The sequence below is a fragment of the Tenacibaculum soleae genome (genome assembly GCF_001693415.1).
Taxonomy (GTDB): Bacteria; Bacteroidota; Bacteroidia; order Flavobacteriales; family Flavobacteriaceae; genus Polaribacter; species Polaribacter soleae.
The window spans coordinates 1,370,895-1,383,826 of the sequence record NZ_MAKX01000001.1 but is presented as its reverse complement, the minus strand read 5'-3'; the positions used below and the strand labels follow the sequence as shown (position 1 = coordinate 1,383,826).

Here is a 12,932-nt window from a genome sequence, read left to right as displayed (position 1 = left end):
ATGGCTATAATTATAAACATGCCTCGCTTAAGCGACACGATGGAAGAAGGAGTGGTAGCTTCTTGGTTAAAAAAAGTAGGCGATAAAGTTGAAGAAGGTGATATTTTAGCCGAAATCGAAACTGATAAAGCTACGATGGAATTTGAATCTTTTAACGAAGGTACTTTGCTACATATCGGTGTGCAAGAAGGTGAAACATCTCCGGTAGATACGTTATTAGCCATTATTGGTGAAGAAGGTGAAGATATTTCTGCTCTATTAAGCGGAGCAACTGCAACCGAAACTACAGAAAAACCGAAACCTGAAACAACCAACAACCAAACTACAACACAAAACGATACTGTAACAATGCCAGAAGGAGCAACTGTTATTAACATGCCTCGTTTAAGTGATACTATGGAAGAAGGAACCGTAGCTTCTTGGTTAAAAAAAGTAGGTGATAAAGTTGAAGAAGGTGATATTTTAGCGGAAATTGAAACTGATAAAGCTACGATGGAATTCGAATCTTTTAACGAAGGTGTTTTATTACACATCGGTGTTGAAGAAGGAAAAACCGCACCCGTAGATAGTTTACTTGCCGTTATTGGTAAAGAAGGAACAGATGTAGCTACTGTATTAGCCGCTCAAAGCTCAGGAAGCAACATTGCTGCTAATACATCTAAAGAAGAAGAAGAAAACAAACCAACTCCTAATAAAGAAGAGGTTAAAGCTGAAACTGTAACAACTAATTCTTCAGGAGGAAGAATATTTGCTTCTCCTTTAGCTAAAAAAATAGCAAAAGATAAAGGAATTAATTTAGCAAATATTAACGGCTCTGGTGAAAACGGACGTATTATTAAAAAAGATGTAGAAAACTATACTCCAGCTACAAAAACTGCTACAACGCAAGCTGTTTCTAGCACCACTTCTAATGATGCCTCTACAACCGTAACTAATTTTGCAATTGCTGGAGAAGAAAACACTTCGGAGGTTAAAAACTCTCAAATGCGTAAGGCTATCGCTAAAGCATTAGGAAACTCTAAATTCTCTGCTCCTCATTTCTACTTAAATATTGAAGTAGATATGGATAATGCAATGGCTTCTCGTAAAACAATCAATGCGATTCCTGATATAAAAGTATCATTTAACGATATGGTTGTAAAAGCTTGTGCTATGGCATTAAAAAAGCATCCAAATGTAAATACTAGCTGGACAGATAATAACACGTTATTTCATAGTCACATCCATATTGGTGTTGCTGTAGCTGTTGATGAAGGCTTAGTTGTACCGGTAGTAAAACATACTGATGCTTTAAGCTTAACTCAAATCGGAGCTTCGGTTCGTGATTTAGCAGGCAAAGCAAGACACAAGAAAATTACACCAGCTGAAATGCAAGGAAGTACTTTTACGGTTTCTAACCTAGGAATGTTTGGTATTGAAAGTTTTACATCAATCATTAATCAACCTAATTCAGCAATTTTATCGGTTGGAGCAATTGTGCAAAAACCAGTTGTTAAAAACGGAGAAATTGTAGTTGGTAATACCATGAAGTTAACTTTAGCCTGCGACCACAGAACCGTTGATGGTGCAGTTGGAGCTCAGTTTTTACAAACACTAAAAACTTATATTGAAAACCCTGTTACTATGTTAGCATAGTTTTTAAAATAACACTCTATAAAAAAAGCTCGCAAATTGCGAGCTTTTTTTATTTAAATCAATGCTTTTTTAGCTTGCACTATATGTCGTTCATTATGATGAATAACAAAACGTAAAGTATCACCTAGTTTAAATTTCACTAAAGGCAAAGTAGTTTTTGTTTTTATTTTATCTACGTTTTTATTTTTAGCAACCTCTAATAAGTCAAGTAATTCTTCTTGAAGCGCTATAAAATCAAGCAATACTTTTTCTTTATTTAATTTTGAATTATTAGGGTTTTTACTTTTAAAAGTATTCATTGTTGTCATTCCCTCTTTAGGCAACATATCATTGGCAAATTTATTACCTAAAAAACCGCTTTTAAAAGTCTCAGAAAAAGGTAATGATGATGCGATCATTTTTTTATTGATCTCAATATTATAAAAAAATGCATATCTATTTAAATGCTCTAAACATTCTAAAACACTCCATGATTTAGATGATTGTTTATGCTGTAATTTTTCACCAGAAACTTCTACTAATTTTTTTGCATAATTAATATGCGATGTAGTCATCAATATTAAATCTTTAATTACTTCACTACTATTATAAACCATAATTTTATTTTTTTTCAAAATTAAAATGCATCTTAAATATAAAACTTGATTTAAATCAATACTTTTTGATAATTCTAGACAAGGTTTCTGGCGTCATTCTTAAATAAGAAGCAATATACTTTTGAGGTATTTCCTGAAATAACTGTGGACTCCTCTTAAACACTCTTTCAAATCTTTTTTGAGGAGAATTAATAATTAAATCATTTTCACGCTCTATTTGCTGATACACAAATTCCTGTAAAAGTGTTTGCCATATTTGTTGATTTTCTTTAGATGCGTTTATACACTTTAAATAATTTTCTTTTGAAATCACCTTAAGTTTACATTTTTTTATTGCTTGTATATAAAAAACAGTTGGAATATCTTTTAAAAACGAATCTAATGCTGTTATAAATGAGTTTTTATAACCAAAACGAATAGTATGTTCTTCAACGTCACTTTCAACAAATACTCGTAAACTTCCGTCAACTACAAAATACATATTGGTATTTACATCACCAGGAACAGTAATAAACTCGTTTCTTTTCAGGTCAATTTCTTGCTCCCAAAAAGGTAATAACGCCGCATATAACTGTTCAAGTAAATTCATAAATAAACGTTATATTCTCCTTGTTTTATTCAACAAATAAAAATCAGCTAAAACCAATGCTGTTAAAGCTTCAACAATTGGTACAGCTCTAGGTACCACACATGGATCATGACGACCTTTACCCATAATCTCGGTAAGGTCACCATCTGAATTAATTGTTTGTTGATTTTGCATAATTGTAGCCACTGGCTTAAAAGCTACTCTAAAATACACATCCATTCCGTTTGAAATTCCTCCTTGAATTCCTCCCGACAAATTTGATTGTGTAGTTCCATCTTCATTAAAAACATCATTATGCTCAGACCCTTGCATTTTTGCACCACAAAAACCACTTCCAAACTCAAAACCTTTTACAGCATTTATTGATAACATTGCTTTACCAAGCTCAGCATGTAATTTATTAAAAATAGGCTCACCTAAACCAACTGACATATTTTGAGCTACACAAGTTATGGTACCTCCAATAGTATCACCAGCTTTTTTAATTTCTTTAATTTTAGCGATCATTTTTTCTGCGGATGCATCATCAGGACAACGAACGATATTATCTTCAATTTTAGAAAAATCTACTTCCTGATAAGGTTTCATCATAAAAACATCACCTACTGATGATGTAAATGCGTTTATATTAATATGTTTAATTAATTGTTTTGCTAAAGCACCAGCAACTACCCAATTGGCAGTTTCACGAGCAGATGTTCTACCTCCTCCTCTATGATCTCTTACACCATATTTTTTATCATATGTATAATCGGCATGTGAAGGGCGATATACATTTGTATTATGATTATAATCTTTACTTTTTTGATTGGTGTTTTTAATTTGAAAACCAATAGAAGCTCCTGTTGTTTTACCTTCAAAAATTCCTGATAAAAACTCAACCGTATCTGGTTCCTTACGTTGCGTTACAATTTTAGATTGCCCTGGTTTACGACGATCTAGTTCTTTTTGAATTGCTATTAAGTCAACATCTACTCCTGCAGGAAAACCATCTATAACTCCTCCAATTGCAATTCCGTGCGACTCACCAAAAGTGGTCAATTTTAAAATATTTCCAAACGAATTAAACATACTTTCACTATTTTAAACGAAAGTAATTTATTTACAATAAAAACTATCACTTTTACATGATAATTACATGATTTTAAAACCAACATTTACTTAGAACAATAAGCAAATGTTATTTTATTATAAATAAAAAAAACATGAAAGGAGATTTACAGAAAATAAATTTATTTTTATTTAAAACATAACTACCTGATAAAAAAACAATTACACTACAAACCCTTTATTTACGGTAAATTTTAATAAAAAAAAGTGTCATTTTTTTTTTAGAAGTGAAAAAAGGTTGTATATTTGCACCCGCAATCAGGGATTACTTGATAGCATGCCTGGAGAAATGGCAGAGTGGTCGAATGCGGCGGTCTTGAAAACCGTTGTCTGTAACAGGACCGGGGGTTCGAATCCCTCTTTCTCCGCAAAGCCGAAGCTAACGCTTCGGCTTTTTTTTAGGGGATTATTAAAGAAAAAAAGCTTACAGATGTAAGCTTTTTTCTATTTTATAAATACCTATACTACAAAAATAGCCATTCAACTTATTAAAATTAAATGGCTATATAAATTAAAACTCTAAAACTAATTAAATATCTTTTTTACTAAAAATTGATATAACTTAAATGCTGAACACCCAATTATTGCTCCATTTACAAAACCCACTAATATATCTATAGGAAAATGCACTCCTAAATACAATCTACTATACGCAAATATTAAAGGAAAAAATACCAAAAACTTAACCCATTCAATATGTTTTTTTAAGAGCATAATCAAATACACTGTTACTACTGTAGATGTAGTAGCATGCCCAGAAGCAAAACTATAACTCTGTGGCCTTATTAAAGTTCTTAACAACTCTTTTATCTCTGGATCATTATTTGGTCTTAACCTTTCAAAAACACCTCTTATAACGTTTGTAAGTTGATCTGAAAAAGCAACCAATACAGCTATAAATAACATCGTAAACAGTCCTTTTTTCCATCCTAAATACTTAAACATTAAAAACAGCATTAATAAAAATAATGGTGTCCAACTAAATTGATTGGTTATTACCAACCAAAACCCATCCCATTGCTCGCTTCCTAAATTATTTAAATAAATAAGAAGCTCTTTATCTTTTTGTATAATTCTTTCTATCAAACTATTTTCCTACTTTTAATACTTCTACTTCAAAAACTAAATCTGACTTTCCTAAAATTGGCCCTAAACCTTCTTCTCCATACCCTAAGTAATAAGGAATAAAGAATATTGACTTATCACCTTCTCGCATTGTTTTTACACCTTCTTTCCAACCTGGAATTAAAGGTAATTCAGAATTATTTATTGTAAATACAAAAGGTTCTTTTTTATCAAGACTTGACGCTACTTTTTTTCCACTATCTAAATACAATGTATAATGAACTGTGGTAGATAATGCCGGATTTACTTTTTTGCCATTTCCTTTTTGCAATTGCAATACTTTTAAACCCGAATCTGTTGCAATTGCATTTTTAATCCCTTTATCTTCCTGAAATTTACGTTTTGCTTCCGCTATTACTCTTTCACGCTCTGCTTTTCTTTCTTCTTCTTTTGACAACTCATATTCAAATACAGTGGCTGCTTTAAATTTTTTAGCCTCGCTACCAACTCTAATTATATTAACTTCTTTAATATAATCGTTTTTCTGAATTACATCAACAATGTTTTGACCAATTAAAACTTTTCCAAAAACTGAATGCATACCATCTAACCAAGGAGTTTCTTTATGAGTTATAAAGAACTGACTAGAATTTGTTGCTTTACCTGAGTTTGCCATCGATAAAACCCCTGCACTATCGTGCTTATAAATCAATTCTCCGTTCTCATCCATAGGAAATTCATCTCCAAACCTATACCCAGCATTACCTGCTCCGGTACCTGTTATATCTCCTCCTTGAATCATAAAATCTTTAATTACCCTATGAAACTTCGTACTATTGTAATAAGGTTTCCCTTTTAAAGAATCTGTCATTTTAGGGTTATCACCTTCAGCTAATGACACAAAGTTTGCCACCGTCATCGGCACTTCTTTTTCATGCAACTTTATTAAAACATCTCCTTTATTTGTTTGAATATCTGCATATAAACCGTTTTCTAAATCTGGGTATTTCACCGATTTACATGCTGAAAACAACACAACAATTGCTATTAAAATTTTATAAATTTTCATTCACTTATATTTTTAGATTCTCTTATAAACAATTAGTTAGGTTAACACAATGTGTTAACCTAACTAATTATTTATTATTTATATTTTTATTACTTAACTTCAAGCAATTCTACTTCAAAGACTAAAGCTGAAAAAGGTTTAATTTTTGCACCTCTTTGCTGTGCTCCGTAAGCCAAATCTTGAGGAATAAAAAACTTAAATTTAGCACCTGGCTTCATCAATTGCAACCCTTCTGTCCAACCTTTAATAACTTGGTTTACTCCAAACTCTGTTGGTTCTCCTCTATCAACAGAACTATCAAAAACAGTTCCGTCTGTTAATGTACCATGGTAATGAACTTTAACACGTGAAGTAGCCGTTGGCGCATCTCCCTTTCCTTCTTTTAAAACAATATATTGTAAACCAGAAGCTGTAGTTTTTACACCGTCTTTTACTTTATTATCTGCTAAAAATTTTTCTCCTTCTTTTTTATATTCTCCAAACTCAGCTTCAGCTTTTTTTGCTTGTGCTTCTTGTTGTTCTTTCATTTTTTCTTGTTGTTGCTTTTGAAAAAATGTTCTTAAGATATTATTAATATCTTTAGATTCAACTAAAAGGTTGGTAGAATCCATTCCGTTTTTAAATCCTTGCACAAATAAATCTTGATCTAAATCTTCAAAATTCATTTTAATTTTATTTGCCATATCTAAACCTAAACTATAGCTTACTGAATCTACTTCTGTTGCTAATGAACTTTTTGTTTTAAATTGGCTATTACCACATGATACAATTGATAAGGTTACAACTGCTACTGCTAAAAATTTAGTTAATTTCATTTTTATTTATTTGTTATTTAATTTCGATTAATGTTACGGTACTTTGTATTGGTTGATTTACTTTTATTTGATTTCCATCTCCAGTTACTCCAAAAGCACTATATGACGGAATTACAAATGTAACTGTTTCTCCTTTTTTCATCAACTTTATTCCTTCTTGTAATGCCGGAATAAAATCTTCTTTATCTATTTTATAATTTCTTTCTTGCTTTGGATAAATAATATTTCCTGCAATATCTGAAATATCATAAGAAATTAAAACAATATTATCAGTTTTTGGCTTCTGGCTATTTACAGAGTCTTTAACAATATATCTATACCAAAATCCGTTTTCAGAAACGTTATACTTATTTATAGTATCTTTAGCTATCCAATTTTCTAAACGTTTTTTTTCTAAAGCATTTAATTTTTTATTCTTTTTAATTACTTCATTATAAAAATTAACGGTTCCTTGTTTTTTAGGTCTTCTTGCTTCAGGTTCTTTACACGAAACCAACCCTAAAAACGCTGATAATAAAAAAACAACTTTAAACTTCATAAGACACTTCTAATTCTTTTTGATATTTAGGTAATAACGCTGTAAATGTTGCAATCGTATCTTCCATCGACTCTAAACTTTTACCACCAGCTGCATTATCATGCCCACCACCATTAAAATGATTTCTAGCAAATTGATTTACAGAAAAACTTCCTTTACTACGAAGTGACATTTTAATAATACCTTGCTCTTTATCTTCAATAAAAATAGCAGCAAACACAATTCCTTTTAAAGAAAGGGCATAGTTTACAACCCCCTCTGTGTCTCCTTTTTCGTAATTAAATTTTTTCTTTTCGGCTTCTGATAAAGTTATAAATGCCGTTTTATGTGCTGGTAATAACTTCATATTACTTAATGCTTGCCCTAACAATAACAAACGACTGTATGAATTTGCATCTAACACATTACTATGTATCCTATCATTTTCAGCACCTTTATCAATTAAATCTGCAATAATACGATGCGTGGTACTTGTGGTTGATCTAAAACGAAAAGATCCAGTATCCGTCATAATGCCAGTGTACAAACAAGTAGCTATGTTTTTGTCAATCAAAGCAACATCTCCCATCATTTCAATAAAATTATACACCATTTGACAGGTTGATGACATGGTGGTATCAGAGTACATATATTCAAATTCATCGGGTTGTTGATGATGATCTATCAATGCAAAATCATTTGTATACTGCTCTAATGTGTTTTGCATATCGCTACCAACTCTGTGCAAGGCATTAAAATCTAACAAAAAAACTATTTCTGAGCTTTTTAATGATCGCACACTTTGTTTATTTTGACGATCAAATCGATATACCGTTTCAGAACCTGGTATCCAATGTAAAAAATCAGGATATTCATTAGGCATTACAACCTGAACGGTATGTCCTTTTTTATCTAAATAATGCTTTAACCCTAAGGTTGAACCTACTGCATCTCCATCAGGGTTTCTATGACCTATAACTACAATGTTTTTAGGTTTTGATAAAAATTCTTTAAGTTCTGTAAATTGTTTTAAAATCATAAGTGGCGAATATACAATTAAATTAAAAAAATTATGTAATTTCGCGCCGATTTGTGCGAGGTGCGCACTTACATTTTTTATTTACTTTATTTATAGAAATTTATAGCAATGGCAACAAATAGAACTTTTACAATGATTAAACCAGATGGTGTTGAAAACGGACACACTGGTGCTATTTTAGACAAAATTAATGCTGCTGGTTTTAGAATCGTAGCAATGAAGAAAACTCAAATGACTAAGCGTGATGCTGAAGCTTTTTATGCTGTGCACAACGAACGTCCATTTTTTGGTGAATTAGTTGAGTTTATGACTCGCGGACCAATTATTGCTGCAATTTTAGAAAAAGACAACGCTGTTGAAGATTTTAGAACTTTAATTGGTGCTACAAATCCTGCGGAAGCTGCTGAAGGAACTATTCGTAAAATGTTTGCAACTTCTATTGGTGAAAACGCGGTTCACGGATCTGATTCTGATGAAAACGCTGCTATTGAGGGTGCTTTCCATTTTTCTGGTAGAGAAATGTTCTAAGAACACACTTCTTTAAGATATATAAAAAACTCGTTACATAAAATGTAACGAGTTTTTTGTTTTAAAATTTATCTTGATTCTTGGTTTAAATTCTAATAACTTCGCTAACTCCTGATATAACGAATTCAAACTCGACATATCAATAAAGTTATGCTTAATTCAAAAAAACTTATAATTAATGAAAAAACTTATTATATCCATTTTAATATTTTCTTTTTTTTCTTGTAATTCAGAATCAAAAGTAGAAGTAAAAAAAGAGAATGAAACAGACAAAGTAAGTGTTTTAAATTTTGGTTCGGTTCATTTGAGCGGAAGTTCTGATGCCTATTCTTCTATTTCAGATGTAAGTAATCCAAATGTTAAAGCGGATATAAAAAAAATAGTTGACCGATTAGCGAAATTCAAACCAACTATAATCTGTGTAGAAATACCGCCAGAAAGCACAGATTTTATAAATGAGACCTATCAGAAATATAAAATTGACCAGAGTAAGAGAATTAACTACTCTGAAGAAGTGAATGTAATTGGGCTTGAAGTCGCTCGTTTGAGTGGAACAAAAAAAATATATGGAATTGACAATCCAATAAGCTTTGACTATCCTAGCCTCATTGAAATGGCGAATAAAAATTATTCCGATAGTTTATATGTTCAAAACATTATGGAGAGTTATGCAACCCTAAACAAAAAACCACTACTTGAACAATTCACCGAAATAAATACTACTAAGTACAAAATGGAAACATTTAACTTATATAATTTTCTAGCAACTATGCACAACCCAAATAATTTTGAAGGCTCAGATATTATAGCGGATTTCTACAAAAGGAATTTGAGGATGTACACAAATTTTTCAGATATTCCGTTAACAAAAAACGACCGAGTTTTAATCATTATGGGAGCAACTCATACAGCATATTTTGATATATTCATTGGAAATAACCCGAAATATATTTTGGAAAATTTAGATAAATACACAAACTTTACGGAAAAGAACTAAGCACAACACAATATATAATTTATTGCTAATCTATGGCTAACTTATGAAATCCTTCGGACTTCTTGCCGTTCGTTTTTTATTTAGTAAATTATGTGCTCAAACCACGCAACTAAACTTATACAAACACATTAGCAAAACTATTAAACCAACATCAATTTATTAACCAATATTTCTCCCATCTCTTCATTAATCATTTTTATAATTTTATCTTTACCATAACCTAATTGCTCTCTTAAAGCTGATGATGTTAAACGAACAATTAAAGTTCCGTTTTGTAATTTCACTTCACTTGTGTACGACACAACACCTGGCCCCATCATTTTTGCCCAAGCTTCATCAATATGAATTTTTTGAAACCCTTTATTTAAATTCCCCTCTTTTATATAACTCCCCAATAAATCTTTAATTGAAAAGCTATCGTTTTCTCTCTTTGCCATTTCTTACCCTAACTTAAAAATTTGATATTCTTGGTTACTATTTTTTAATACATTCTCAGTACGATTAAAATGTGTATCAGTAATAAATATTTGCCCAAAAGCATCATTATTTACTAAATCTACTATTTGCGCAACTCTATTTTCGTCCAATTTATCAAAAATATCATCTAATAATAAAATCGGTGTCACGTTTGATTGTTTTTTAATAAACTCAAACTGCGCTAATTTTAAAGCGATAAGATACGATTTTTGTTGTCCTTGAGATCCAAATTTTTTAATAGGATACTCACCTATTTCAAAACTCAAATCATCTTTATGAATTCCTGACGAAGTATATTGCAACATTCTATCTTTTTCTAAACTTTGGGTAAATAAATCAACCAAAGAAGTATCGTGTAACTGGCTTTTATAACGCAAATCCACTGTTTCTTTTGCGCCCGATATAATTTGGTGCTTTTCGTTAAAAATAGGCACAAATTCTTCTAAAAAAACCTTTCTCTTGTTATAAATCACGGTTCCGTATTCAACTAATTGCTCATCATATACTTTTAAATTTAAAGCATCAAAAGTTCTGTTAGCTGCAAAATATTTTAACAAGGCATTTCGCTGACTTATAATTTTATTATACGCAATTAACCCTTGTAAATAGTTTTTATCTTGTTGTGAAATAACACCATCAATAAATTTTCTACGAGTATCGCTTCCTTCTACAATTAAATCTCTATCTGCAGGCGATATTATCACCAATGGTAACTGCCCTATATGTTCAGAAAACTTTTCATAAGCCTTTCCGTTTCTTTTTAGTATTTTTTTTTGCCCTCTTTTTAAAGAACATAAAATTTTTTCATTCCGATCATTTAATAGGTAATCTCCCTCGATCATAAAAAAATCTTGACCGTGGCGAATATTTTGCCCAGCGACCGAATTAAAATAACTTTTTGCGAAAGACAAATAGTAAATAGCATCTAACACATTGGTTTTTCCAATTCCGTTATTACCTACAAAACAATTTATTTTCTTCTGAAAATCAAAAGATTGTGTTTCAATATTTTTAAAATTTACTAATGCTATTTTCTGCAAATACATGAATGAAGATTATTTCAAAAAAGAAAGCGCAAATTATAGTTTTTTTTACGAATAATCGATTTTTAAAATCCAATTTAAAAAGCTATTTTTGTCGCCACTAATTTTTAAGCAATTATGGCTACATACAAAAAAAGAGGTTACAAACCTAAAAAAGAAAAGTTTGCACAAGAAGTTGAAGAAAATTTTGACGAGTCGCAAAGTACTACTGCTGAAGTATTTAACACTTTAGATGATACAGCGAATAAATCAGAGCAATGGATTGAAAATAACAGCAAGCCATTATTTTATGGTTTAGTTACTATTGCTGCTTTAATTTTAGGTTATTTGGCATACACTAGTTTTGTTTTAGAGCCAAATGAAAAAGAAGCTTCAAACGAATTAGCTTACCCAAGAACTTTTTTTGCTAAAGCAAGTACTTCTGCTGGAGTTGCAGCTGATTCTTTATATAATTTAGGATTAACTGGAGGTGATGGAAAATACGGATTTACGGATATTGCTGATGAGTTTAGCGGAACTAAAGCTGGGAATTTAGCCAATTACTATGCAGGTATTTCTTACTTAAAAATGAAAAAATACGAAGAAGCAATTGAATATTTAAGTGCTTTTAATTCTGATGATGAATTACTAGGACCAACTGCTTTAGGTGCCATTGGTGATGCTTTTGCAGACATCAATCAACCAGAAGATGCTTTAACATACTATGAAAAAGCCGCTAATAAAAAAGACAACGAATTTACAGCTCCTTTATTTTTATTCAAAGCAGGTCAAATTGCAATGAATTTAAAAAACTATAGCAAAGCTGAAAAATTATTTTCAACCATTAAAGAAAAATATGCTACTACTGATCAAGGTAGAGATATCGAAAAATATATCAATAGCGCAAAATACGCTCAATAATGGCTACAACAAATTTATCTTATTACGATAAAGCTTCAATCCCAAATGCGAAATCTTTTCGATTTGGGATTGTTGTTTCTGAATGGAATCCTGAAATTACAGGCAACCTACACAAAGGTGCTATTGAAGCTCTTTTAGATTGTGGAACGCAAAAAGAAAACATTGTTTCTTGGGAGGTACCAGGAAGTTTTGAATTAGTATACGGCTGTAAAAAAATGATAGAATCACAAAAAGTTGATGCTATTATTGCCATCGGAAATGTAATTCAAGGAGAAACAAAACATTTTGATTTTGTTTGTGAAGGTGTTACACAAGGAATTGTAGATTTAAATATTAAATACGATGTTCCGGTAATTTTCTGTGTTTTAACAGATAACACCAAGCAGCAATCAATAGACAGATCTGGCGGTAAATTAGGTAACAAAGGTATTGAATGTGCCATAGCCGCTATTAAAATGGCTGCCATTAAAAACACAGATAAACCTTCTGGTTCTTTAGGGTTTTAAAACATTTACAAAACTAATACAATATCAAAGCATCAAAGTGTTATAC

General features: G+C 31.1%; 15 protein-coding genes and 1 tRNA gene. 6 read left to right on the top strand and 10 right to left on the bottom strand.

Annotation, left to right across the window (positions count from 1 at the left end):
* Positions 1 to 1,635, top strand: a complete 1,635-nt coding sequence (locus BA195_RS06525) for a pyruvate dehydrogenase complex dihydrolipoamide acetyltransferase (RefSeq protein ID WP_068703599.1) — start codon at positions 1 to 3, stop codon at positions 1,633 to 1,635.
* 53 nt (positions 1,636 to 1,688) lie between these two features.
* Here BA195_RS06525 and BA195_RS06520 read toward each other — a convergent pair whose 3' ends face one another.
* Genes BA195_RS06520 through aroC form a run of 3 tightly spaced genes read right to left on the bottom strand, consistent with a single transcriptional unit; the run spans position 1,689 to position 3,891 of the window.
* Positions 1,689 to 2,249, bottom strand: a complete 561-nt coding sequence (locus BA195_RS06520; protein ID WP_245662323.1) for a DinB family protein — start codon at positions 2,247 to 2,249, stop codon at positions 1,689 to 1,691.
* A gap of 37 nt (positions 2,250 to 2,286) precedes the next feature.
* Complete coding sequence (locus BA195_RS06515; protein ID WP_068703595.1) at positions 2,287 to 2,820, bottom strand: Crp/Fnr family transcriptional regulator; 534 nt, start codon at positions 2,818 to 2,820, stop codon at positions 2,287 to 2,289.
* Positions 2,821 to 2,829: 9 nt separating this feature from the next.
* Positions 2,830 to 3,891, bottom strand: a complete 1,062-nt coding sequence (aroC, locus tag BA195_RS06510; protein WP_068703593.1) for a chorismate synthase — start codon at positions 3,889 to 3,891, stop codon at positions 2,830 to 2,832.
* A 322-nt stretch (positions 3,892 to 4,213) separates the two neighbouring features.
* Here aroC and BA195_RS06505 point away from each other — a divergent pair.
* Positions 4,214 to 4,298 (top strand) — tRNA-Ser (locus BA195_RS06505).
* Between the two features lie 157 nt (positions 4,299 to 4,455).
* On the opposite strand, the gene BA195_RS06500 is transcribed toward BA195_RS06505, so the two are convergent.
* The 5 genes from BA195_RS06500 to BA195_RS06480 form a co-directional block, all read right to left on the bottom strand.
* Positions 4,456 to 5,016, bottom strand: coding sequence for a phosphatase PAP2 family protein (locus BA195_RS06500; protein WP_068703591.1), 561 nt, complete (start codon positions 5,014 to 5,016; stop codon positions 4,456 to 4,458).
* 1 nt (position 5,017) lies between these two features.
* On the bottom strand, positions 5,018 to 6,064 hold the full coding sequence (locus BA195_RS06495; RefSeq protein ID WP_068703589.1) for a peptidylprolyl isomerase: 1,047 nt from the start codon (positions 6,062 to 6,064) through the stop codon (positions 5,018 to 5,020).
* A gap of 89 nt (positions 6,065 to 6,153) precedes the next feature.
* Positions 6,154 to 6,879: a BamJ family beta-barrel-assembly machinery protein gene (locus BA195_RS06490; protein WP_068703587.1), complete on the bottom strand. Its 726-nt coding sequence runs from the start codon at positions 6,877 to 6,879 to the stop codon at positions 6,154 to 6,156.
* A 13-nt stretch (positions 6,880 to 6,892) separates the two neighbouring features.
* Positions 6,893 to 7,417 carry a gliding motility-associated peptidyl-prolyl isomerase GldI gene (gene gldI / locus BA195_RS06485; RefSeq protein ID WP_068703585.1) on the bottom strand — a complete coding sequence of 175 codons (525 nt, stop codon included), beginning with the start codon at positions 7,415 to 7,417 and terminating at the stop codon, positions 6,893 to 6,895.
* Complete coding sequence (locus tag BA195_RS06480; RefSeq protein WP_068703583.1) at positions 7,407 to 8,435, bottom strand: DHH family phosphoesterase; 1,029 nt, start codon at positions 8,433 to 8,435, stop codon at positions 7,407 to 7,409. Before BA195_RS06480 ends, gldI begins: the two co-directional genes overlap by 11 nt.
* Positions 8,436 to 8,543: 108 nt before the next feature.
* Here BA195_RS06480 and BA195_RS06475 point away from each other — a divergent pair, with 108 nt between their 5' ends.
* Both BA195_RS06475 and BA195_RS06470 read left to right on the top strand, forming a co-directional pair.
* Positions 8,544 to 8,963, top strand: a complete 420-nt coding sequence (locus tag BA195_RS06475; protein ID WP_068703581.1) for a nucleoside-diphosphate kinase — start codon at positions 8,544 to 8,546, stop codon at positions 8,961 to 8,963.
* A gap of 178 nt (positions 8,964 to 9,141) precedes the next feature.
* A complete protein-coding gene (locus BA195_RS06470; protein WP_068703579.1) occupies positions 9,142 to 9,960 on the top strand; it encodes a DUF5694 domain-containing protein in 819 nt (272 codons plus the stop codon).
* A gap of 140 nt (positions 9,961 to 10,100) precedes the next feature.
* On the opposite strand, the gene BA195_RS06465 is transcribed toward BA195_RS06470, so the two are convergent.
* Both BA195_RS06465 and recF read right to left on the bottom strand, forming a co-directional pair.
* Positions 10,101 to 10,397 carry a DciA family protein gene (locus BA195_RS06465; RefSeq protein ID WP_068703577.1) on the bottom strand — a complete coding sequence of 99 codons (297 nt, stop codon included), beginning with the start codon at positions 10,395 to 10,397 and terminating at the stop codon, positions 10,101 to 10,103.
* A 3-nt stretch (positions 10,398 to 10,400) separates the two neighbouring features.
* Positions 10,401 to 11,483, bottom strand: coding sequence for a DNA replication/repair protein RecF (gene recF / locus BA195_RS06460; protein WP_068703575.1), 1,083 nt, complete (start codon positions 11,481 to 11,483; stop codon positions 10,401 to 10,403).
* A gap of 114 nt (positions 11,484 to 11,597) precedes the next feature.
* On the opposite strand from recF, the gene BA195_RS06455 reads away from it, so the two are divergent.
* Both BA195_RS06455 and ribH read left to right on the top strand, forming a co-directional pair.
* Positions 11,598 to 12,380: a tetratricopeptide repeat protein gene (locus tag BA195_RS06455; protein ID WP_068703573.1), complete on the top strand. Its 783-nt coding sequence runs from the start codon at positions 11,598 to 11,600 to the stop codon at positions 12,378 to 12,380.
* Entirely contained in the window at positions 12,380 to 12,886 is a 507-nt protein-coding gene (ribH, locus tag BA195_RS06450) for a 6,7-dimethyl-8-ribityllumazine synthase (RefSeq protein WP_068703571.1), read from the top strand. The genes BA195_RS06455 and ribH overlap by 1 nt, the downstream gene beginning before the upstream one ends.
* Positions 12,887 to 12,932: the final 46 nt, after the last annotated feature.

Bases quoted from the DNA above. Each gene is read 5' to 3' on its own strand.
- BA195_RS06525 (WP_068703599.1), top strand. From the start codon at position 1: ATGGCTATAATTATAAACATGCCTCGCTTAAGCGACACGATGGAAGAA.
- BA195_RS06515 (WP_068703595.1), bottom strand. From the start codon at position 2,820: ATGAATTTACTTGAACAGTTATATGCGGCGTTATTACCTTTTTGGGAG.
- aroC (WP_068703593.1), bottom strand. From the start codon at position 3,891: ATGTTTAATTCGTTTGGAAATATTTTAAAATTGACCACTTTTGGTGAG.
- BA195_RS06495 (WP_068703589.1), bottom strand. From the start codon at position 6,064: ATGAAAATTTATAAAATTTTAATAGCAATTGTTGTGTTGTTTTCAGCA.
- BA195_RS06490 (WP_068703587.1), bottom strand. From the start codon at position 6,879: ATGAAATTAACTAAATTTTTAGCAGTAGCAGTTGTAACCTTATCAATT.
- gldI (WP_068703585.1), bottom strand. From the start codon at position 7,417: ATGAAGTTTAAAGTTGTTTTTTTATTATCAGCGTTTTTAGGGTTGGTT.
- BA195_RS06480 (WP_068703583.1), bottom strand. From the start codon at position 8,435: ATGATTTTAAAACAATTTACAGAACTTAAAGAATTTTTATCAAAACCT.
- BA195_RS06475 (WP_068703581.1), top strand. From the start codon at position 8,544: ATGGCAACAAATAGAACTTTTACAATGATTAAACCAGATGGTGTTGAA.
- BA195_RS06470 (WP_068703579.1), top strand. From the start codon at position 9,142: ATGAAAAAACTTATTATATCCATTTTAATATTTTCTTTTTTTTCTTGT.
- BA195_RS06465 (WP_068703577.1), bottom strand. From the start codon at position 10,397: ATGGCAAAGAGAGAAAACGATAGCTTTTCAATTAAAGATTTATTGGGG.
- recF (WP_068703575.1), bottom strand. From the start codon at position 11,483: ATGTATTTGCAGAAAATAGCATTAGTAAATTTTAAAAATATTGAAACA.
- BA195_RS06455 (WP_068703573.1), top strand. From the start codon at position 11,598: ATGGCTACATACAAAAAAAGAGGTTACAAACCTAAAAAAGAAAAGTTT.
- ribH (WP_068703571.1), top strand. From the start codon at position 12,380: ATGGCTACAACAAATTTATCTTATTACGATAAAGCTTCAATCCCAAAT.